The organism is Kitasatospora sp. P5_F3, assembly GCF_054049135.1.
The window spans coordinates 57,039-79,198 of record NZ_JBFUMY010000016.1 but is presented as its reverse complement, the minus strand read 5'-3'; the positions used below and the strand labels follow the sequence as shown (position 1 = coordinate 79,198).

General features: G+C 72.1%; 17 protein-coding genes. 13 read left to right on the top strand and 4 right to left on the bottom strand.

Annotated features, from left to right (window positions below; translation table 11 throughout):
* Positions 1–3 precede the first annotated feature (3 nt).
* From ACXJMZ_RS13595 to ACXJMZ_RS13535, 13 genes are all read left to right on the top strand, one after another.
* Positions 4–561, top strand: coding sequence for a Clp protease N-terminal domain-containing protein (locus tag ACXJMZ_RS13595; protein ID WP_457030275.1), 558 nt, complete (start codon positions 4–6; stop codon positions 559–561).
* A 199-nt stretch (positions 562–760) separates the two neighbouring features.
* Entirely contained in the window at positions 761–2,371 is a 1,611-nt protein-coding gene (locus ACXJMZ_RS13590; RefSeq protein ID WP_457030274.1) for a sensor histidine kinase, read from the top strand.
* Complete coding sequence (locus tag ACXJMZ_RS13585; protein WP_457030273.1) at positions 2,368–2,769, top strand: roadblock/LC7 domain-containing protein; 402 nt, start codon at positions 2,368–2,370, stop codon at positions 2,767–2,769. Before ACXJMZ_RS13590 ends, ACXJMZ_RS13585 begins: the two co-directional genes overlap by 4 nt.
* Entirely contained in the window at positions 2,766–3,134 is a 369-nt protein-coding gene (locus ACXJMZ_RS13580; protein WP_457030272.1) for a DUF742 domain-containing protein, read from the top strand. Before ACXJMZ_RS13585 ends, ACXJMZ_RS13580 begins: the two co-directional genes overlap by 4 nt.
* Positions 3,115–3,744 carry a GTP-binding protein gene (locus tag ACXJMZ_RS13575; RefSeq protein ID WP_457030271.1) on the top strand — a complete coding sequence of 210 codons (630 nt, stop codon included), beginning with the start codon at positions 3,115–3,117 and terminating at the stop codon, positions 3,742–3,744. Before ACXJMZ_RS13580 ends, ACXJMZ_RS13575 begins: the two co-directional genes overlap by 20 nt.
* Positions 3,741–4,991, top strand: coding sequence for a cytochrome P450 (locus ACXJMZ_RS13570; RefSeq protein WP_457030270.1), 1,251 nt, complete (start codon positions 3,741–3,743; stop codon positions 4,989–4,991). Before ACXJMZ_RS13575 ends, ACXJMZ_RS13570 begins: the two co-directional genes overlap by 4 nt.
* 44 nt (positions 4,992–5,035) lie before the next feature.
* Positions 5,036–6,238, top strand: a complete 1,203-nt coding sequence (locus ACXJMZ_RS13565) for a cytochrome P450 family protein (RefSeq protein ID WP_457030269.1) — start codon at positions 5,036–5,038, stop codon at positions 6,236–6,238.
* Between the two features lie 246 nt (positions 6,239–6,484).
* Positions 6,485–7,753 carry an ABC transporter substrate-binding protein gene (locus ACXJMZ_RS13560; protein ID WP_457030268.1) on the top strand — a complete coding sequence of 423 codons (1,269 nt, stop codon included), beginning with the start codon at positions 6,485–6,487 and terminating at the stop codon, positions 7,751–7,753.
* Complete coding sequence (locus ACXJMZ_RS13555; protein WP_457030267.1) at positions 7,754–8,779, top strand: carbohydrate ABC transporter permease; 1,026 nt, start codon at positions 7,754–7,756, stop codon at positions 8,777–8,779.
* Positions 8,776–9,684 carry a carbohydrate ABC transporter permease gene (locus ACXJMZ_RS13550; protein ID WP_057229364.1) on the top strand — a complete coding sequence of 303 codons (909 nt, stop codon included), beginning with the start codon at positions 8,776–8,778 and terminating at the stop codon, positions 9,682–9,684. Before ACXJMZ_RS13555 ends, ACXJMZ_RS13550 begins: the two co-directional genes overlap by 4 nt.
* Positions 9,685–9,825: 141 nt before the next feature.
* Positions 9,826–12,906, top strand: coding sequence for an Ig-like domain-containing protein (locus tag ACXJMZ_RS13545; protein WP_457030266.1), 3,081 nt, complete (start codon positions 9,826–9,828; stop codon positions 12,904–12,906).
* Between the two features lie 147 nt (positions 12,907–13,053).
* Positions 13,054–14,658, top strand: coding sequence for a DUF4153 domain-containing protein (locus ACXJMZ_RS13540; protein WP_457030265.1), 1,605 nt, complete (start codon positions 13,054–13,056; stop codon positions 14,656–14,658).
* A 126-nt stretch (positions 14,659–14,784) separates the two neighbouring features.
* Complete coding sequence (locus ACXJMZ_RS13535) at positions 14,785–15,468, top strand: ribonuclease HII (RefSeq protein WP_457030264.1); 684 nt, start codon at positions 14,785–14,787, stop codon at positions 15,466–15,468.
* 436 nt (positions 15,469–15,904) lie between these two features.
* Here the strand turns inward: ACXJMZ_RS13535 and ACXJMZ_RS13530 are convergent, their stop codons facing one another.
* The 4 genes from ACXJMZ_RS13530 to ACXJMZ_RS13515 form a co-directional block, all read right to left on the bottom strand.
* The gene (locus ACXJMZ_RS13530; protein WP_457030263.1) at positions 15,905–16,168 is read right to left on the bottom strand and encodes a hypothetical protein; all 264 of its coding nucleotides are present in this window, start codon (positions 16,166–16,168) and stop codon (positions 15,905–15,907) included.
* A 60-nt stretch (positions 16,169–16,228) separates the two neighbouring features.
* A complete protein-coding gene (locus ACXJMZ_RS13525; RefSeq protein WP_457030262.1) occupies positions 16,229–18,652 on the bottom strand; it encodes a PQQ-dependent sugar dehydrogenase in 2,424 nt (807 codons plus the stop codon).
* Between the two features lie 219 nt (positions 18,653–18,871).
* Positions 18,872–19,495: a hypothetical protein gene (locus tag ACXJMZ_RS13520; protein ID WP_457030261.1), complete on the bottom strand. Its 624-nt coding sequence runs from the start codon at positions 19,493–19,495 to the stop codon at positions 18,872–18,874.
* 274 nt (positions 19,496–19,769) lie between these two features.
* A complete protein-coding gene (locus ACXJMZ_RS13515; RefSeq protein WP_457030260.1) occupies positions 19,770–22,004 on the bottom strand; it encodes a DEAD/DEAH box helicase in 2,235 nt (744 codons plus the stop codon).
* Between the last annotated feature and the right edge of the window lie 156 nt (positions 22,005–22,160).

The following is a 22,160-nucleotide window of genomic DNA, read 5'->3' as shown; positions in this document are numbered from 1 at the left end:
GGGATGTTCGAGCGGTTCACGGTGGCGGCGCGGCAGGTGGTCGTGCAGGCCCAGGTCGAGGCACGGGAGTTGAAGCACGACTGGATCGGCACCGAGCACCTGCTGCTCGGGGTGCTGGCCGATCCGTCCGACCCGGCGGCGGCACTGCTGGTGACGAAGGGGCTGGATCACGCGACCGCCCGGGCCGGACTGGCCCGGCGGCTCGGGCCCGGGCCGGGGAGTGATGCGGAGGCGCTGGCCTCGATCGGGGTGGATCTGGACGCCGTCCGGGCAGCGGTGGAGGCCGAGTTCGGCGAGGGGGCGCTGGCCGGGGCGCGCGAGGAGCCGCGCCGGCGCGGCTGGTTCAAGGGCGACCACCGGCCGTTCACGCCGGGCGCCAAGAAGGTGCTGGAGCTCTCGCTGCGGGAGGCGCTGCGGCTGAAGGAGAAGGAGATCGGCGTCCGGCATCTGCTGCTCGGTCTGCTCCGTGCGGGCGAGGGGCCGGCGGTGACGCTGATCACGGAGCAGGGGATCGCTCCGGACGGTCTCCGGCGGGAGCTGGAGGCGCTGTCGGGCCGCTGACAACTGTCGTTCGGGCACCGTCTGTTGCGTCGTCACGGACGGTGTCCGAAAGTCGGACAGGGCGTCAGATGTGGGGTTGAGTACAAGAGGTGAATAGATATGATCTGCTGACCGCGTGTACTGATCAACCACCCAGAGCGTGACGGGTGGTGCGCCGTCGTCCGCCTCCCGCAGCCCTCCGCCCCCGAGGATCAGACTGATGAGAGCTCGCACGCGCCCCGACCGAGGCGCGGCCCCCCGCCGTCCGTACGGCAGCACCGCCTGGTGGGCCGCCGTCGGCCTGCTGGTCGGAGCCGGCGGTGGCGCGGCCGCGGTCGCGCTGGCCCCGACCGCACAGCAGTCGGCCGTGGCCGGCACCGTCGGCGGGGCGCTGCTGCTCTGGTGCGGGCTGCTCGTGCTGGCCTGCCGCCAGCTCGACCGGGCCCGCCGGAGCGCCGAGGAACTCGACGCCGCCCGCGCCGAGTTGGCCGCGACCACCGGCCACGCAGCCACCCTGCACGCCGAGTTGAGCGCCGCGCACTACGCCGCCGCCGAGCTGCGGGCGGTGCTGGCCACCACCCGGGCYGAGGCCGACGCGGCGCACGCCGAACTCCGCGCCGCTGAGGCAGAATTGGCGGCCTTTCGGGTCGAGGCCGAGGAGCTGCGCGAGCACGCCCGACAGGCGGAGGCCGACCGGGCCGCCCTCGACCGGCTGTCTGCCGAGGTGCTGCCCGAGGTGGTCGGCCGGCTGCGCTCCGGCGGTTCGGTGGAGACCGTGCTGGCCCCGCACCGCGAGCTGCCGCACGCCGCGCTGCTGCGCACCGTGGCGACCGAGATCGGCCGGGGCGAGCGGCAGCGGGCCGCCGCGCTGGCGGTCTGCGCGACCGCCGCGGGACGGGTCCAGGCGCTCGCCACCAGCATGCACGCGGAGCTGCGCGAGATGCAGCACCGGCACGGCGAGGAGGTGCTCGGCGACCTGCTGACGCTCGATCACGCCACCGCCCAGGCGGGCAGGATGGCCGACTCGATCGCGGTGCTCACCGGCGCCCGGTCCGGCCGCCGGTGGACCAGGCCGATCGGGGTGGAGTCGATCCTGCGCGGTGCGCTCGGCCGGATCGGCGCGTACCGGCGGGTCCGGCTGCACTCGGCCAGCACGGCCGCGGTGGCCGGGTACGCCGCCGAGGGCGTGATGCACGCGCTGGCCGAACTGCTGGACAACGCCGCCAACTTCTCCGCCCCGCCGGCCGAGGTGCACGTCTACGTCGAGGAGGTGCACTCCGGTCTGGTGATCACGGTCGAGGACGGTGGGCTCGGCCTCGGCGAGAGCTGGCTGAAGCGGGCCGAGGCCGCCGTCTCCGGCGATCCGCTGGACCTCACCGCGCTCTCCGCAGGCACCCGGCTCGGCCTGGCCGTGGTCGGCGTGCTGGCCCGCAAGCACGGGCTGCAGATCTCGTTCCGCCCGTCCGCCCGGGGCGGCACCGGTGTGGTCGTGCTGATCCCCGAACAGCTGATCACCCACCCGGCACCGGTTCAGGCCGAACCCCCGGAGCCCGCTCCCGTACACGAGCGACCGGAGCCCCGGCCGGCCGTCACCGAGCCTGCCGAGAGCACCGAGAGCACCGAGAGCGCCGAAACCACCGAGAACGGCCTGCCGCAGCGCCGCCGCGGCCAGACCCTGGGCACGGCCCACCCCGTAGCCGAGCCCGCCCCCGAGCCCGTACGCGCCGATGCGGCAGTGGCCGCCGCCCGGTTCGGCGCGTTCCGCCGGGCGATCCAGGCCGGCTCCGTGGCAAGCCCCGACGACGCTTCCCGGAAGGACGACTCCCGATGAGCAGCACCGACCGCGGTCTCGACTGGCTGTTGGAGAACCTGCTGGCCGCCACCCCCGGCGCCCGGTACGCCCTGGTGCTGTCGGCCGACGGCCTCAAGCTCTGCCACACCGCCGATCTGAGCACCGATCAGGCCGACCAGCTGGCCGCGATCGCCTCCGGGATCCAGAGCCTGGCGCACGGCGCCTCGATCGAGTTCGGCGACCGCACCGGCGGCGTCCGGCAGTCGATGACCGAGTTCCACGGCGGCATCCTGTGCATCGTCGCGGCCGGCGAGGGCGCCCACCTCGCGGTGGTCACCGACGAGAGCGCCGACGTCGGCGTGGTGGGGCACAACATGTACGGACTGGTCGAGCAGATCGGCACGTACCTGACCGCCCCGGCGCGCGAGTCGGCATGAGCACCCGCCGAGGCCTGCCGGGTCCTGACGATTCGCCGGACCGGCTCTACACCGTCACCAAGGGGCGCAGCCGCCCACCGGAGCAGGCCTTCGACCTGGTGACCCTGATCGTCGCCGAGCAGGAACCGACGCCCGGCATGCAGTCCGAGCACGTCCGGATCCTGGAGATCTGCGCCGACCCCACTGCCGTGGTCGAGCTGGCGGCCGAACTGGCCCTGCCGGTCAGCGTGGTGAAGATCCTGCTGGGCGACCTGCTGGAGGCCGGCCGGGTCACCGCCAGGCACCCGCGGTTCGCGCCCAGCAAGGCCCGGCTGCCCGACCTCGACACGTTGAAGCAGGTGCTGAGTGGACTCCAAGGGCTCTGACACCGCGCTGCTGCGGGCGAGGTCGGCCAGTCCGCTGCGCAGCACCGCCTCGGACGGGCTGAAGATCGTGGTGGTGGGCGGCTTCGGGGTCGGCAAGACCACCCTGGTCGGTTCGGTGAGCGAGATCCGTCCGCTCAACACCGAGGAGACCATGACCAAGGCGGGGGAGGGGGTCGACGACCTGACCGGGGTGGCCGAGAAGCGCTCCACCACGGTGGCCTTCGACTTCGGCCGGATCACCCTGGACGACCGGCACGTGCTCTACCTGTTCGGTGCCCCCGGCCAGGAGCGGTTCTGGTTCCTCTGGGACCGGCTGTTCGCCGGTGCGCTCGGCGCGGTGGTGCTGGTGGACACCCGGCGGCTGGCCGAGTCCTGGTACGCGATCGACCGACTGGAGCACCACGGCACTCCGTTCATCGTGGCCAGGAACAACTTCGGCGGCCCCGAGCACAGCCTGGCCGAGGTGCGCGCCGCACTCGACCTGCCCGAGCACGTGCCGCTGATCGACTGCGACGCCCGGGACCGGGACTCCGGCAAGCAGGTGCTGATCGGACTGGTCCGCCACATCCAGCAGTTGGCCCAGAGAGCCCTTGACGAGGAGACCCCGTGACCGAGCCCGCGACTACCCCGCCGCCGCCGGGCTGCCCGGCGCACGCGGGCGCCACCCCGCTGTACGGGCCCCGGTTCCAGACCGACCCGGGCCAGCTCTACCAGGAGCTGCGCCGAGTCCACGGCCCGGTGGCGCCGGTCGAGTTGGCCGGGGGAGTGCCCGCCTGGCTGGTGATCGGCTACCGCGAACTCCAGCTGATGACCGGTCAGCCCAAGTTGTTCGGCCGGGACTCGACCCGGTGGAACCAGTGGCCGGACATCCCGGCGGACTGGCCGCTCAAGCCGATGATGGCCCCCGTCCCGTCGATCCTGTACGCCGAGGGTGCCGAGCACCAGCGCCGGAAGACGGCGGTCACCGACGCGCTGGCCGGGGTGGACCAGTACGAGCTGAAGCAGCACTGCGAGGAGGTCGCCGACCGGCTGATCGACGGGTTCGCGGGCAAGGGCGAGGCGGAGCTGGTCGCCGACTACGCGCACCGGCTGCCGTTGCTGGTGCTCTGCCGGCTGTTCGGTCTGGACGAGGACGAGGCGCCGGTGCTGATCGGCGGCCTGGTAGCGATGCTGGACGGCGGCGCGGACGCCCAGGCCGGGGCGCAGCGCCTGCTGGACGTGATGCTCGGGCTGGTGAACCGCAAGCGCGCGGAGCCGGGCCCCGACATCACCTCCCGGCTGCTGGGGCACCAGGCCGGGCTGACCGACGAGGAGGTGATGCGCGACCTGCGGGTGATCCTGATCGCGGGTCACCAGCCCTGCGCGTACTGGATCTCCAACGCGCTGCGCCTGATGCTCACCGACGACCGGTTCGCCGCCTCGCTCTCCGGCGGTCGGCGGAGCGTCGGCCAGGCGCTCGCCGAGGCGCTCTGGGAGGACACCCCGACCCAGATCTTCGCGGGCCGCTGGGCGACCAGGGACACCCAGCTCGGCGGGCAGCGGATCGCGGCGGGGGACCTGCTGCTGCTCGGCCTGGCCGGGGCCAACACCGACCCCTCGGTCCGGCAGCTGGACGGCACCCCGGCCGAGGGCAACCGGGCCCACCTGGCCTACTCCTACGGCCCGCACAGCTGTCCGTTCCCGGCCCAGGAGACCGCCGAGGTGATCGCCACGACGGCGATCGAGGTGCTGCTGGACCGGCTGCCCGACCTGCGGCTCGCGGTGGCCGAGCACGCGCTGGTCTGGCGTCCGTCGGCCTGGGTGCGCGCGCTGATGGCGCTGCCGGTGGCCTTCACCCCTGGCTACCTGGCCGGCTGACCGGCCGTCACCTGGCTGACCGTCCGTCAAACGAAGGAGTACCTATGACCGCCCCGTTCCTGATGGACCCGCTGGCCACCGACAGCGCCGCCGAGGGTGCGCTGCTGCGCGCGGCCGGGCCGGTGGCCGCGGTCGAGCTGATGGGGGGCGTCAGGGCCTGGGCGATCACCCGGCACGCCGCCGCCAGGGCGCTGCTCAACGACGAGCGGCTGGTGAAGAACGCCCAGCACTGGGCGGCCTACCAGCGCGGCGAGATACCGAGGACCTGGCCGCTGATCGGCCTGGCGGTGCCGGGGCCGAGCATGGTCACCACCGACGGGTCGGAGCACCGGCGGCTGCGCTCGATCGTGGCGCAGGCGTTCACCCCGCGCCGGGTGGAGGCGATGCGGCCCGGTATCGAGGCGATGACCGCCGAGCTGTTGGAGAAGGTGGCGGCGGCCGGTCCCGAGGTGGACCTCAAGACAGTGTTTGCCTTCCCGCTGCCGATGTCCGTGATCGGGTCGCTGCTCGGCCTGCCCGAGGAGGACCACAGCCGGATCCGCGAGCTGTACGAGCGCTTCTTCAGCAGTGTGAAGGACCCGGCCGAGGTCCCGGCGATCATCGCGGCACTGAACGCCTTCGTGAACGACCTGGTGGCCAAGCGCCGGGCCGCGCCGGGCGAGGACCTGATCAGCGCGCTGCTGGCGGCCGACGTCGAGGGCGGCGCACTGACCGACGCCGAGGCGGCGGCCACCGTTCGGGTGATCATCGCGGCCGGGCACGAGACCACGGTCAACCTGATCGGCAACGCCGTCCGGGCCCTGCTCACCCACCCGGACCAGCTGGAGCTGGTCCGTAAGGGCGAGGTGCCATGGTCGGCGGTGGTCGAGGAGTCACTCCGGTGGACGCCGCCGACCAGCAACTTCCTGTTCCGGTTCGCCGCCGAGGACCTGCCGTACGGCGACGTGGTGATCCCGGCCGGGGACGCGGTGCTGGTCTCCTACAACGCGATCGGCCGTGACCCGGCCCAGCACGGGATCACCGCCGAGGTGTTCGACGTCACCCGGGAGCCGTCCAGGCTGCTCTCCTTCGGCCACGGCCCGCACATCTGCCCGGGGGCGTCGCTGGCGCGGATGGAGGCGCAGATCGCGCTGCCCGCGCTGTTCGAGCGCTTCCCCGGGCTTCGGCTCGCGGTGCCGGACGCGGAGCTCCGGCCGAGCCCGTCGATGGTGGTCAACAGCCTGAAGGCGCTGCCGGTCCTGCTCTGATCCGTCGCCGGGTGACCTGGTCGCGCAGCACGGCCAGGTCACGACTGCGGCACTGGCCGATGAAGGTCGAACGCACACCTTGGCTCGGGATGACGACTGGGTTAACGTCTTCGAGCCAGCCCGACGGGTTGGGACACTCTCCTTCTCTGGTTCAGCGCCTGTTGTTCCGTCTTACTGCTGGCATGTCATGCCCTGGCAAGGAGGACCCTCGTTGACCACCGTCCTGCTCGTGATCGAAGGCTGCCGATGACCCTCCGCCCTCGGCTGCTGGCCGTTCCCGCCGTCCTCGCCCTGGCTCTCACGGCGGCCTGCTCCAACTCCTCCAGCAGCGGTGGTGGCGGCGGCTCGGCCGCCCCGCTGACCGGCGACTGCGTCAAGTACCAGGCCTACGCGGGGCACTCCGGAACGACGGTGACGATGTTCGCCTCGATCCGCAGCCCCGAGTCGGACTCGCTGGAGAAGTCCTGGGCCGAGTTCAGTTCTTGTACGGGGATCAAGATCTCGTACGAGGGCTCGCCGGACTTCGAGTCGCAGATCCAGGTCCGGGTGACCGGCGGAAACGCGCCCGACCTGGCGATCATCCCGCAGCCCGGTGTGCTGGCCCAGATGGTGAAGACCGGCAAAGTGGTGAAGCCGCCGGCCCAGACCGAGGCCAACCAGGCCAAGTGGAGCCCGATCTGGAAGACCTACGGGTCGGTGAACGGGACCTTCTACGCGGCGCCGATGAGCGCCAACATGAAGTCGCTGGTCTGGTACTCGCCGAAGGCCTTCAAGGCGGCCGGCTACGAGGTGCCGAAGACCTGGGCCGAGCTGATGACGCTGAGCGGGAAGATCGCCGCCTCGGGCTCCACCAAGCCCTGGTGCGGCGGCATCGGCTCCGGCACCGCGACCGGCTGGCCCGCGACCGACTGGCTGGAGGAGGTCGTGCTCGGCACCCACGGTGGCGAGGTCTACGACCAGTGGGTGAGCCACCAGGTGAAGTTCGGTGACCCGAAGATCGCCGCCGCGATGCAGACGGTGGCGGGCTGGATGCAGAACCCGGCCTGGGTGAACGGCGGCATCGGCGACGTGAAGTCGATCGCCACCACCACCTTCCAGGATGCCGGGGCGCCGATCCTGACCGACAAGTGCGCGATGCTCCAGCAGGCCTCGTTCTACGCGGCGCAGTGGCCCAAGGGCACCAAGATCGGGGCGGACGGCGACATCTTCGCCTTCCAGTTCCCGGCGGTGAACCCCTCGGTGGGCAACCCGGTCGAGGGCGGCGGCGAGTTCGTGGCGGCCTTCTCCGGCAAGCCCGAGGTGCAGGCGGTGCAGAACTACCTGTCCAGCTCGGAGTGGGCGAGCAGCCGGGTCAAGGTCTCCAGCGGCTGGGTCTCCGCCAACCAGGGCGTGGACAAGAGCCTCTACACCGACCCGATCGACAAGCTCTCGGCGGCCGCGCTGACCGACCCGGCCGGGCGGCGCGGGTCCACCCGCCCGCGCCGCCCCAACTCCCTTGCCGGGAAGGACATCTGAATGCCTGCCACCCTGCACGTGGCCGCCTCCGCCGGGCCGCTGGCGGCGTCCGCCTGGACCGACGCCGGGATCAAGCTCGGCAACAGCCTGGGCGCGATCGCCGGGTTCCTGGGCATCCTGCTGCTGATCTTCTTCGCGGCGGGCCGGGCCACCGGCCGGTTCGCCAAGCCGCTCGCGGTGCTGGTGATGCTCGGCCCGGCCGTCCTGCTGCTGCTGGTCGGCCTGGTCGCGCCGCTGGTCCGGACGGTCTTCCTGAGCTTCTACAACGCCGACAGCGACCGCTCGGTGGGCCTGCGCAACTACGACTGGGCGTTCACCACCGACTCGATCCACACCGTGCTGCTGAACACCGCGCTCTGGCTGGTGGTGGCGCCGCTCACCGCGACCGGCCTCGGCCTGGCGCTGGCGCTGCTGGTGGAGCGGATGCGCTGGCAGGGGCTGTACAAGTCACTGATCTTCCTGCCGATGGCGGTCTCGCTGGTCGGCGCCGGGATCATCTGGAAGTTCGTCTACGAGTCCCGCGGCGCGGGCCAGCCGCAGATCGGCCTGCTCAGCCAACTGGCCGTCAGCCTGGGCTGGGAGGACCCGCCGAACTGGATCCTCACCCAGCCGCTGAACAACTTCCTGCTGATCGCGGTGATGGTCTGGGTGCAGACCGGCTTCGCCATGGTGGTGCTCTCGGCCGCGATCAAGGCGATCCCGGACGAGGTGACCGAGGCGGCCCGGCTGGACGGTGCGCGCGGCATGCGGCTGTTCTGGTTCATCACGGTGCCGATGATCCGCACCACGGTGGTGGTGGTGCTGACCACCGTCATGATCACCACGCTGAAGGCCTTCGACATCGTCCGCACCATGACCGGCGGCAACTTCGGCACCCAGGTGCTGGCCAACGAGATGTACGCGCAGTCCTTCACCCAGTTCGACGTGGGCCGGGGGAGCACCCTCGCGGTGATCCTCTTCCTCGCGGTGCTGCCGCTGGTGGCCTACAACATCGTCCAGCTGCGCAAGGAGCGTGAGACCCGATGAAGGGCTCCACCGCCGTCCGACGGTCCTTCAGCGGACCGCTCGGCTCACTGTTCGTCATCGTGGTGACAGTGCTCTGGACCATCCCCACCTTCGGCCTGCTGGCCACCTCGCTGCGGCCCAAGCAGGAGGTGGCGACCACCGGTTGGTGGGAGGTGTTCACCCACCCCGAGCTGATCCTGTCCAACTACCACACGGTGCTGTTCGAGGGCGGTTTCGGCGTCAGCGCCGGGATGATGCCGTTCCTGGTCAACTCGCTGGCGATCAGCGTGCCGGCCACCGTCTTCCCGCTGGTGATCGCGGCGATGGCGGCGTACGCGCTGGCCTGGGTGCGGTTCAGGGGCAGTGACACGGTCTTCTTCGTGATCTTCGCGCTGCAGGTGGTGCCGCTGCAGATGGCGCTGATCCCGCTGCTCCAGCTGTTCTCCGGCGGGGCCCACCTGGGCGGGCTGACCATCATCCCGGCGGTGGACCTGAGCGGGACGTACGCGCCGGTCTGGCTGGCGCACACGATGTTCGCGCTGCCGCTGGCCACCTTCCTGCTGCACAACTTCATCTCGCAGCTGCCGCGCGACCTGATGGAGGCGGCGATCATGGACGGCGCCTCGCACTTCAAGATCTTCCGGTCCATCGTGCTGCCGCTCTGCACCCCGGCGCTGGCCTCGTTCGCGATCTTCGAGTTCCTCTGGGTCTGGAACGACCTGCTGGTCGCCCTGACCTTCGCGGGCGGTACCCCCGAGGTGGCACCGATGACCGTCCGGCTGGCGCAGCTCTCCGGTTCGTTCGGCGGCCGCTGGGAGCTGCTGACGGCCGGGGCCTTCCTTTCGCTGATCATCCCGCTGATCGTCTTCTTCGCGCTGCAGCGCTACTTCGTCCGGGGGCTGCTGGCCGGGTCCGTCAAGGGCTGACCTGTCATGCCTCGGGAATGTGTGGGTTCTGCGTACGAGGGCTCTCGCCAAGCTGTACACCGGTAACGGCATTCCGCCAGTGATGTTGTTATCAGACACTTGGGGATGGGTGTGGGGTACAGAGAACGACTCTCGGGGCTGATGGTGGCCCTGCTCGCGGCGACGGCGCTGAGCGCCGGACCGGCGAGCGCGGCCGAGACGGCCAAGCTGGGCAACACCACGATCGGCACCGCCACCGACTCCGGCGACTCCAACCACCTCAACGCCTCCCGGTTCGTCACCGGCGCCAAGGGGGGCCAGGTCAGCAGCGTCAGCGCGTACGTCGGCTCGGTCGGGACGGCGCCCAACAACCAGTACCAGCTGGCGGTCTACCAGGACGCCAGCGGCAAGCCCGGCGCCCTGCTGGCCAACAGCGCGGCCGGCGCGCTGACCGCGAACAGCTGGAACACCCTGCCCGTCGCGGCCGCCCTGGCCCCCAACACCGCGTACTGGCTGGCCTACAACAGCAACGGCGCGAGCGGGGCCGTCAACAACCTGAAGTACAACGGCGGCGGCAAGGGCGTGTACAGCAACGCCGGTACGCCGTACGGCAGCTGGCCCGCGAGCTTCGGTGCCTCGACCACCACCTCGCTGGAGTTCTCGATCTACGCGACCTACACCCCGACCGGTGGCGGCAGCGTCACCCCGGGGGCCGGGCCCGGCGGGTCGGGTCCGGTGCTGCTGGTCACCACCGCGGCCAACCCGTACGGCAAGTACCTCGCCGAGATCCTCAAGGCCGAGGGGCTGAACCACTACCAGGTGGTCGACCTCTCGCAGGTCACCCCGGCGCTGCTGGCCCAGCACGACCTGGTGCTGCTCGGCGAGACCGCGCTGACGGACAGCCAGGTGACCGTGCTGACCGACTGGACCAACGGCGGCGGACGGCTGGTCGCGATGCGGCCGGACAAGAAGCTCGCCCCGCTGCTCGGCCTGACCGCCACGGCGGGCACCCAGTCCGACTCCTACCTGCGGATCGACACCTCGGCCGCCCCCGGGGCGGGGCTGACCGGGGAGACCATCGGCTTCCACGGCACCGCCGACCGGTACACGCTGAACGGCGCGACCGCGGTCGCCACCCTGTACAGCGACGCCTCCACGGCGACCGTCAACCCGGCGGTCTCGGTCCGCGCGGCCGGCTGGGGGCAGGCCGCCGCGTTCACCTTCGACCTGGCCAAGTCGGTGGTGCAGACCAGGCAGGGCAACGCGGCCTGGGCCGGGCAGCAGCGCGACGGCACCGACGGCTACGAGGCCAGCGAGATGTTCTTCGGCCTGAGCGGGCAGTCGAACTGGAACGACCTGGACAAGGCGCTGATCCCGATCGCCGACGAGCAGCAGCGGCTGCTGGCCAACCTGGTCACCCGGATGAACCTGGCGAAGACCCCGCTGCCGCGGTTCTGGTACTTCCCCCGGGACGTCAAGGCGGTGGTGGTGATGACCGGTGACGACCACGGCGTCGGCGGCACCTCGGGCCGCTGGGACTACTACATCTCGCAGAGCCCGCCCGGCTGCGTGGCGGCCGACTGGCAGTGCGTGCGCGGGTCCTCGTACCTGTACACCGGCGGCCCGATGACCCCCGCGCAGGCGCAGGCCTACTCGGACGAGGGCTTCGAGGTGGGCGTCCACATCACCACCGACTGCCGCCCCTGGGGCACGGCGGCGAACCTGCAGTCCATGTACGCGAGCCAGTTGAGCGCCTGGAAGACCAAGTACCCGGCGCTGCCCACGCCTTCGGGCAGCCGGACGCACTGCGTGGAGTGGGACGACTGGGCCACCCAGGCCAAGACCAAGCTGGCCAACGGCATCCGGCTGGACCACGACTACTACTTCTACCCGTCCTCCTTCGTGCAGAACCGGCCCGGCTACTTCAACGGCACCGGGATGCCGATGAGGTTCGCCGACACCGACGGCAGCCTGATCGACGTGTACCAGGCGACCACCCAGCTGACCGACGAGTCCGGCCAGTCCTACCCGGGCACGGTCAACACCCTGCTGAACGCCGCCTACGGCCCGCAGGGTTACTACGCCGCGCTGACCGCCAACATCCACACCGACTTCGCCAACTCCCAGACCTCCGACCAGGTGGTCGCGGCGGCCAAGGCCAAGGGCGTGCCGGTGGTCTCCGGACGCCAGTTGCTGACCTGGCTGGACGGGCGGAACGGCTCCGCCTTCACCGAGCTGGCCTGGAACGGTAGTTCGCTCACCTTCGAGATCACCGGCGGCACGAACGGGCTGCGGGCGATGCTGCCCGTGCAGTCCGCCACCGGGACGCTGACCGGGGTCAGCCGGGGCGGCCAGTCGCTGCCGTACCGGGTGGAGACCGTCAAGGGCGTCGCCTACGCGTTCTTCGACGGCGCGGTCGGCAGCTACACCGCGAGCTACGGCCAGGACACCACCGCGCCCACGGTGACCGGGACTTCGCCGGTGGCGGGCGCGCCTGCCGCGCCGGCCGGGAACCCGGTCCGGTTCTCGTTCAGCGAGCCGCTGGACGGGGCCACCGTGAACGGCTCGGCCGTCACCCTGCGGCCCACCGCCGGGGGAGCGGCGGTGGCGGGCACGGTCTCGTACGACTCGACCACCAGCGGGGTGGTCTTCACACCGGCGGCGGCGCTGGCGCTGAGCACCGGGTACACGGCGACGGTGCAGGACGTCCGCGATGTGGCGGGCAACCAGCTGGCCGCGCCGTACGTCCTCACCTTCAGCACGGCAGGTCCGCCGCCGCTGACCATCGGCAACAGCGAGATCGGCACCCAGATCGACGACACCGACTTCAACCACCTGAACGGCAGCCGGATCGTCACCGGCGCCGCCCCGGTGACGCTGAATCAGCTGAGCGTGCACGTCGGCGCGGTCAGCCCGGCACCGAACAACCAGTACCAGCTGGCGGTCTACACCGACGCGGGCGGTGCGCCCGGCACCCTGGTGACCACCACGGCGGCGGGGACGCTGACCGCCAACGCCTGGAACGCGCTGCCGGTGAACGTGACGCTGACCGCCGGGACCACGTACTGGCTGGTCTACAACACCAACGGCACCGGCGCGATGGTGAACAACATGCACTTCAGCACCGGCGTGTACGGCGACGGGGCGTACCAGGGTGCGGCGGTGCCGTTCGGGACCTGGCCGAGCAGCTTCGGTACGGCGACCAAGACGGTGCTGTCGTACTCGCTGTTCGGGTCCTACTGATCCGTCAGGTTCTGTCACAGCTCTGCGACAAGGAGGTCGCAGGGATGTTTTGAACCTGTTCAGAAGTGGCGTTCGACCCCTAGGGTCACGAGCGGCGCGGCTTCCCCGTCCGGAACCGCGCTGCTCGTCGAACTCTGAGGGAGCGTCATGTCCAGTCCTTCTGTGCCCGGTCCGCCGATACCGGGGCCTGCTGCCGGTGCCCGCACCGGTGCGAAGCCCGGTCCGGCCGCCGGTCCGGCCGGCCCCTGGCGGGCGCCGGCGGCACCGCCGAAGCCCGCCTGGGTGACCGCGACCGAACCGCGGGTGCCGGCCACGCCCCCGCTCCGGGTGCTGGGTGCGGCGGCGGGGGCCGGACTGCTCTCGGCGGTGCTGATGGCCCACGGCCTCGGCGTCAACCTGCTGCTGTTCGCGCTGGCCGCCGGTGTCGCCGCGGCCCTGGCCGCTCGGGCGGGCGGCCGCCGGGTCCGGCCGTGGACCGTGACGTGGGTGGTGGTCGCACTGGTGCTGGCCGCCGTCCCCGCCTTCACCGACGCGGGCTGGCCGGTCTTCCTGGCCGTCGCGGCCGCGCTCGGCGTCGCCTCGCTGGCCCTGCACGGCGGGACCAGGTGGGCCGGTGTGCTGCTCGGTCAGCTGGGCGTGTGGGCGCACTTCCTGCCCTCGCTGTTCTGGGCGGCCGGATCGGCCCGGGGCAGGTCGTACCCCGCCAAGGCGAAGGTGCTCCCGGTACTCAAGGCGGTGCTGGTCGCCGTGGTGCTGCTGGGGGTCTTCGGCGCCCTGTTCGCCAGCGCGGACGCGGCGGTCGCCGACCTGCTCGACGGACTCACCCCGAGCGCGGACCTCTCCGACCTGCCGGCCCGGTTGATCTTCTTCTGGGGTGGCCTGGTGCTCGCACTCGGCGCCGCCCACACCGCGGCCGCCCCGCGCCGCTTCGACCGACTGCCCGTCAAGCCCGGCCGTGAGCGCGGCCGGACGGAGTGGGCCGTCCCGATGGTCGCGCTCAACCTGCTGTTCGGCGCCTTCGTGGCGATCCAGGCCGTGGTGTTCTTCGGCGGCTACGAGGCCGTCATGAGCAAGCCCGGGCTGCTCCCCGCCGAGTACGCCAGGCAGGGCTTCTGGCAGCTGCTCTGGGTCACCGTGCTCACCCTGGTCGTGGTCGCCCTCGCCCAGCACTGGGCGCCCCGGAGCACTCCCGCCGACCGGCTGCTGTCGAAGAGCCTGATCGGTCTGCTCTGCGCGCTGACCCTGGTGGTGGTGGCCTCCGCGTACTACCGGATGCAGCGCTACGTGGAAGCCTTCGGGCTGACCCGGCTGCGGATCTCGGTCACCGCCGTCGAGGTCTGGCTCGGCGTCGTGCTGCTGCTGGTGCTGGTCGGCGTCCTGCTCGGGGCCCGGCGCTGGCTGCCCCGCGCGGTCGTGCTGAGTGCGGTGGTCGGGATAGCGGTCTTCGGGCTGATCCGCCCGGACGCGCTGATCGCCGAGCAGAACGTGGCCCGCCTGGAGGCCGGTGGCACCGGCGCCACCATCGACATCGACTACCTGAGAGATCTCTCCGCCGACGCGGTGCCCGCCCTGGACCGGCTGACGGGCGACCGGCGGACCTGCGCGCTCCAGCGGATCTCCACGTCGCTGGCCGGTGCGGACCAGTCCTGGTACGTGACCAGCCTGGCCGAGGCCCGGGCGGCCGAGATCCTGCGGGACCGGCCGGTCGAGATCGACCGGGGCGAGGCCTGCGCCCGGGTCCGGGGTTACTAGGGACCGGCTGCGCAAAGGACTTGGCGGTCGTGGGCGTGCCGGGGGGCACGTCCGCGACCGTCGGGACAGCAGCGGGGTTGTCGTAGGCTGAAGGCGTCAGACCTTCGCAGCCGGAATGGACCCCCGATGCCGTACGAGCCACCCACCCACTCGGTAGAGCGCTCGCTGCGCCGGGCGGGGGCGCAGGTGGTGGCCGGCCTCGACGAGGTCGGCCGGGGCGCCTGGGCCGGGCCGGTCACGGTCGGTGCGGCGGTGACCGGGCTGCGCAAGGCACCGGACGGGCTGACGGACTCCAAGCTGCTGACCGAGAAGCGCCGGACCGAGCTGGCCCCCGTGCTGGCCGACTGGGTCACCGCGTACGCGCTCGGCCACGCCTCGCCGGAGGAGTGCGACGAGCTGGGGATGACGGCCGCGCTGCGGCTGGCCGCGACCCGGGCCCTGGAGGCCCTGCCGGTCCGCCCGGACGCGGTGATCCTGGACGGCAATCACGACTACCTCGGTGGCCCCTGGCGGGTCCGGACCGTGATCAAGGGCGACCAGTCCTGCATCTGCGTCTCGGCCGCCTCGGTGCTCGCCAAGGTGAAGCGCGACGCGATGATGGCCGAGATCGGCCTGGACCACCCGGAGTTCGGCTTCGCCGACAATGCGGGCTACCCCTCGCCGGTGCACCGCGCGGCGCTGGAGGAGTACGGCCCGACCGGGCAGCACCGGCTCTCCTGGTCCTACCTGGACGCGCTGCCGAGGTGGAGCCACCTGAAGCGCAGCCGGTTCGACGAACCGGCCGGCGAGCAGCTCTCGTTGGGTTTCTGACTCTCACTCCGACCCCGACCCGACCCCGACTCGGGTCGCAGGCCCTCGCGTTGGCCCGGTGTTCGCCCGGTGTTCGGACCTGCGGTGACCGTTCGGGGTCCAATGATTGCCGGTCGGTTCCAACTGGTGGGGCGCCCGTGCGCATTCGACCGGCATTTGATAGACATCGGGCATGCCTGTCTTCCCCGAGGAGCCGGAGATTCACGAGAGTATCCCGGGCCCCGGCGTTCCCTTTCCGCGAGAGTCGGACGCACGAGCCCCCCGTACACCTGTCCCCGCCGGAGCCGCCCGCCCGGTGCCGGGCCCGCGTCCGGCCGCACCCCGGCCGGGGCCCCGCCCCGGACCGCCGCCCGCCCGACGACCCGGCACCCCGGTCCAGTTGGTGCCCTCGACCACGCGCGGCGCGGTCGACCGTGCCGACGACACCGTCGACCGGCTACTGGAGTCCGGTCGGCGCCCCGGCACCGTCCTGGTCCTGACGGTCGGTGAGCCGCACCCCTGGCAGCAGCACGAGATCGGCTTCGGCGAGGAGCGCTACTGGGCGCAGCTCACCGACGGCGGCGACGTCTTCTACGCGGACGCCGCCGCGACCCGTACGGTCGGCCGCGAGGTGGTGGTGCTGGTGGTCAACTCCCCGGTGCCTGCCGACCGGTTGGCCCAGGCTGCCCGGGCCGCGCACGCGCTGGCCACGCCGCCCCACTGGGGCGCCCCCTGCCGGGGTCGCCACAGTCCTGGGCCTGGTGTCTCAACTCCCGGTGGCTCAGCCGATGGTGATCCGGAGGAGCTTGTCCGCTCCGTCGGCCGCCCCGCCGTTGTTGTCGGCGTTGGTGGTGGTCAGCCAGAGCTGGTCCGCGCCGGGCACCTTGCTGACCGTGCGCAGCCGGCCGTAGGTGCCGACGTAGTAGGAGGTCGGCGTACCGACGGTCTCGGTGTCGCCGTTGATCGGGATCCGCCACATCCGTTCGCCGCGCAGCGCCGCCATGTAGACCACGTTGCGGACGATCGCGATCCCGCTGGGGGAGGCCACGTTGACCGCCCAGCTGGCCTTCGGGTTGGTCATCCCGGCGGTGCTGCAGGTGCCCTCGCAGGTCGGCCAGCCGTAGTTGGCGCCGGGCTTGATCAGGTTGAGCTCGTCGTACGTGGCGTTGCCGAACTCCGCCTCCCAGAGCCGCCCGTTGCGGTCGAAGGCCAGGCCCTGCGGGTTGCGGTGGCCGTAGCTGTAGACGTAGTTGTTGAACGGGTTGCCCGGAGCCGGCTTGCCGTCGGTGGTGAGCCGCAGGATCTTGCCGTTCAGCGAGTTCTTGTTCTGCGCGTTGGCCGAGGTCTGGGCATCCCCGGTGGTGGCGTACAGGTACCCGTCGGGGCCGAACGCCAGCCGCCCGCCGTTGTGGTAGCGGTTCTTCTGGATGCCCTGGAGCAGCACGGTGTAGCCGCTGAGCGTCGTGCCGTCGTAGTTCATCCGGACGATCCGGTTGCCCTCGCTCGCGGTGTGCATGAAGTAGACCCGGTGGTTGGTCGACCAGTTGGGGTCGACGGCGACCCCGAGCAGCCCGCCCTCGCCGTCGGTGGTGACGGCGTTGGGGACGGTGCCGACCTGGGTGCGGACCCCGGCCAGGGTGGTCCTGAAGACCTTGAAGCTGTCCCGCTCGGTCACCAGCGAGGTCTTGCCGTCGGGCATCCAGTACACGCCCCAGGGGATGGTCCACCCGCTGGAGAGGGTGGTGGGCGATCCGGGCACACCGCCGTCGGCCGAGCAGGCGCCGGTGGTGAACGACACCGGTGCGGACGGCACCGAGTAGCCGCCCGCGGTGTCCTGGGCCACCACGGTGAGGGCGAACGGTGCGTCACAGGCCAGGCCGGTGACCGCCGTCGAGGTGGCGGGAGGCGTGCCGGTCACGGTCTTCACCACGGCGTTGCCGCTGCGGATCTCGTACGCCACGACGCCCTGGTCGTCGGTCGAGGTGGCCCAGGTCAGCGTGGCGCCGGTGGAGTTGATGCCCGAGACGGTCGGCGTGCCGGGCTGGCTGGGCAGCGGGTCGGTGCCGGCCAGGGTGGTGCAGTCGACCGGGGTGCTGGCCGCCGAGGCGTTGCCGGAGGCGTCCCGCGCGATCACCGTGAGGTTGTAGGTGGTGCTCGGGGTGAGGCCGGTCAGCTGCTTGACGGTGGTGTCGCCGGGCGCTTCGCCGATCTTGTTGCCGTGCTCGTAGATGTCGTAGGCACTGACGCCGACGTTGTCGGTCGAGGCACCCCAGGACAGCGTGAGGCTGTTCGCCCCGACGGCCGAACAGCTGGGCGCCCCGGGCCTGCTGGGCGCGCTGCTGTCGGCGCCGGTGCCGACCTGGAGCCGGTCCAGGTTGGGCCCGCCGTTGGCGGTGGTGGCGGTGGCCCGCACCTTGTTGGTCCCGGCGAGGAGGGCGGCGTTGACGGTCTTGCCGGCCCAGGTGTCCCAGTTCGCGGTGGGCGGGAAGCTCACCCCGGTGGCGACCACGGTGCCGTTCACCGCGATGTCCATCGGCCGGTCGGCCGTCCCGGCGTTGGCGTACCGGAAGGCGAGCGCGGCGCTGCCCGCGGTGGCGGCGCTGACCGTGAACTCGACGTAGCTGCCCGCGATGTTGGTGTAGTCGACGAAGCCGGTGCCGGTGTAGCCGGTGTGGTTGGTGGCCACCGCGGCCTGGCCGGTCGCCGCGTCCTCGGCCTGGTAGTCGGTGGTCGGGGCGGTGATGTCGAGGTCGAGGGCGTCGAGGTTGGGCAGGCCGGTCGCACTGGTCGAGGTGAGCCGGATCTTGTTGGCCCCCGCGTTGACCTGGGCGGTGACGGTGGAGGTGGCCCAGTCGTCCCACGTCCCGGTGGAGGGGAAGGAGCGGGCCGCCGAGACCACCGTGCCGTTCACGGTCAGATCGCCAGGGCGGTCCAGCGTGGTGCCGTTGGCGTACCGGATCGCGATCGCCGCGGTGCCCGCCGATGCGGCGTTCACCGTGAACTCGACCCAACTACCCACCACGTTGTCGCCGTTGACGAACCCGGTGCCCGAGTACCCCGTGTGGTTGGCCTCCACCACGCCGAGCGAGACGGCCGCGTTCTCGGCCTCGTACCGGGTCGGAGCGGCCGAGGCGGTCGGTACGGTGACCGCCCCGACCAACAGAGCTGCGACGGCCAGGCCGCCGACTGCCTTGAATGGACGCATGGTTGCTCGCTTCTTGGGTCTGGTGCGGGGGAAGTGCCGGGCGTTGCGCCGGACTTGAGGGCACCGTTCAGAATCGAGCCGTGAGCGCGAGGGGTCAAGGGCTTTGGTTAGGAAAGTTTCCGATTGGTCTGGCGGGTCAACTCGGCGTGGCGGGTTGGGCCTTGAGTCGGACTCGGCTCGGCGTAGTGGTCGTCTCCCAGGGCGGGGTATGACGTTCGGTCAGCCTGTGGCGAACCGGTGCAGGGGGCGGACCGGTGCGACCCGGGCGGGCTGGGCCGTCTGCTCGGTCTGCGGTCGCGGCGGACGCGGGGCCAGCTCGGTGACGGTGTGCACCGGGCCGTCGGCCCAGGAGCCCGAGTGCGGGTTGCGCCCGCTGCGGCCGTCCCCGAGCGACTGCCAGCCGCTGGGCGTCAGGGCGATGTACGAGCCGCAGCGCAGCCCGTGCAGCGCGGCCGCGTCCCGCAGGGCCCACATCCAGGCACCGTCCTGCAGGGTCCAGCCCGCCGCGCCGTCACGGCAGCGCAACAGCACCGCCGTCCGCTTCGGCTGTGCCAGCCGGAGGTCGTGCGGGGTGACCTGGCGGAGGTGCGTGAGGATCTCGTGCCGGTGCTGCCAGCCGTCCTCGCTGGGCCGGCAGGCGGCGAACGAGGCGGAGGCGGTGACCTGGTGCAGCGCGTCCAGCACCGCGACCACGGTGGTGCCCGGCGGCGGGAGGTGCCGTTGGTACAGCTCGGCGACGAACTCGCGCGGGTCGCGCAGCAGGGGGACGTCGGAGCTGCTCCAGCTCTCCAGGTCGAGAACGCGTCTGCCGGAGAACCGGTGTCGGTCGCTGCCGCTGATCACGATCCTCCTTCCCGGCCGCCGCCCCTGGTGTGCGAGGGCGTGCGGGTGCCTGCGTACGCCGAAGGCCGGGTCCGTCGGACCGGGCTCTGGGTACCTCCCAATTCTCAGCTCAGATGGGGGCGACGGCAACGATGAAATGACGAACGCCGCCCGAATGCCGATGGTCTGCCGGATATATTCCACCGTAAGCTGACTGCCATTCGGCTGACGGAGGGTCGGATGTGTCAGGTCGGCCTGGCCTGGATGGCCTGGCTCGGTGGTCAGGCTTGGGTGGTCAGGCCTGGACGGCGAGGGTGAGCGGGAGCACCGGGCCCGCACCGGCCTGGCGGAGCAGCCGGGCCGCCACCGTGACCGTCCAGCCGGAGTCGACCAGGTCGTCGACCAGCAGCACCGGGCCGGGGGCGGCGGCGATCGCCTCCTGCAGCGCGGGTGGCACCAGCAGGGTGCCGGCCAGCGAGTGCAGCCGCTGGGCGCTGTTGCTCCGGGCGCCGCGTGGCGGCTGGCCGCCCACGTACTCCAACTGTCCGAGCAGCGGGAGCCGGCCGACCTCGGCCAGCCGGGCACCGAGGCTGCCGACCAGCTGCGGTCGGCGGGCCGAGGCCATCGTGACCACCCCGACCGGGCGGGCCGACCGCTTGCCCTCGGCGTCCGCAGGACCGGCCCAGCCGCCCGGGCCGCGCGCCCAGTCGGCCAGCACGGTGACCATCGCGTCCAGCACCTCGGCCGGGACCGGGATGTCCGGTGCGTCGTCGGCGAGCAGGGCGCGCAGCCGGGTGCCCCAGCCGATGTCGGAGAGCCGCCCGAGCGCCCGGCCGGTCTCGGCCTGCTCGCCCGCCGGGATCCGGCCCTTGAGCGGGACGCCGATCGCCTCCATGCCGGTCGGCCAGAGCCGCCGGGGCTCGAAACTGACGCCGGGTCGGCCGAGTGCGGCCCGGGCCGCCGTGTCGGCCTCGGCCGAGATCTCGGCGGTGGGGCGGGTGCCGGCGCAGTTGTCGCACCGCCCGCACGGGGCGGCCTGCTCGTCGTCCAGCTGGCGGCGGAGGAACTCCATCCGGCAGCCGGTGGTGGCGGCGTACTCGCGCATCGCCCGCTGCTCGGCCTCCCGGGACTCGGCCACCTTGGCGTAGCGCGCCGCGTCGTACGCCCAGGGCTGCCCCGTCGCCGTCCAGCCGCCGCGCACCCGGCGGACCGCGCCGTCCACGTCGAGCACCTTGAGCATGGTCTCCAGCCGGGCCCGGCGGAGGTCGACCCTCGGCTCCAGTGCGGCGGTGGAGAGTGGCCGGCCGGCCTCGGCGAGCGCCGTGAGCGTCCGCCTGACCTGCTCCTCGGCGGGGAAGCCGAGCGAGGCGAAGTACCGCCAGATCGCCTCGTCCTCGCGGCCGGGCAGCAGCAGCACCTCGGCCCGGTCCACCCCGCGGCCGGCGCGGCCGACCTGCTGGTAGTACGCGATCGGGGAGCCGGGCGAGCCGAGGTGCACCACGAAACCGAGGTCGGGCTTGTCGAAGCCCATGCCGAGCGCGGAGGTGGCGACCAGGGCCTTCACCCGATTCGCCAGCAGGTCGGCCTCGGCGGTGCGGCGCTCGGCGTCCTCGGTGCGGCCGGAGTAGGACGCGACCGGGTAGCCGCGCTCGCGGAGGAAGGCGGTCACCTCGTCGGCGGCGGCCACGGTGAGGGTGTAGATGATGCCGGAGCCGGGCAGCTCGGCGAGGTGGTCGGCGAGCCAGGCCAGCCGCTGCGCCGGGTCGGGCAGCTGGAGCACGCTCAGGCTCAGGCTCTCCCGGTCCAGCGGGCCGCGCAGGACCAGTGCGTTGCCGTCGCCGTCTTCACCGGGCTGGCCGCCGGTGTCCGTGCCCGTGCCGGAACCGGTGCCGAGCTGGTCGGCCACGTCGGCGGTGACCCGGGCGTTGGCGGTCGCGGTGGTGGCCAGCACCGGGACGCCGGGGGAGAGCTCGGCCAGCATGGTGCGCAGGCGGCGGTAGTCGGGGCGGAAGTCGTGGCCCCAGTCGGAGATGCAGTGCGCCTCGTCGACCACCAGCAGACCGGTGGAGGCGGCCAGCTTCGGCAGCACCTGGTCGCGGAAGTCGGGGTTGTTCAGCCGCTCGGGGCTGACCAGCAGCACGTCCACCCGGCCGGCTGCCACCTCGGCCTGGATCTCGTCCCACTCCTCGGGGTTGGCCGAGTTGATGGTGCGGGCCTGGATGCCCGCCTTGGCGGCGGAGTCCACCTGATTGCGCATCAGGGCGAGCAGCGGCGAGACGATCACCGTGGGGCCGGCGCCCCGGGCCCGGAGCAGGGCGGTGGAGATGAAGTAGACGGCGGACTTGCCCCACCCGGTGCGCTGCACCACCAGGGCCCGGCGGTGGTCCACCACCAGGGCTTCGATGGCCCGCCACTGGTCCTCCCGCAGCACGGCGGCCGGGCCGGCCAGCTCACGGAGCACGGCCTCGGCCTGCGCCCGGACGGCGGCGCGGTCGGGGGTGGGGGCGGGGTGGTGCAGCGGCTGGGTCATGGCTCATGGATACAGGCTGGGGGCGACAGACGGCGAACTCCGCCCGAGGGGCGGTGCAGCCGGTTGGTCATTAGATCATCTGAATGGGTGTCATTTGTCAGCATCTGTACAGATATTGTGGTTGCTCCGAACGGGTGTACTGATGCTGAACCCCCT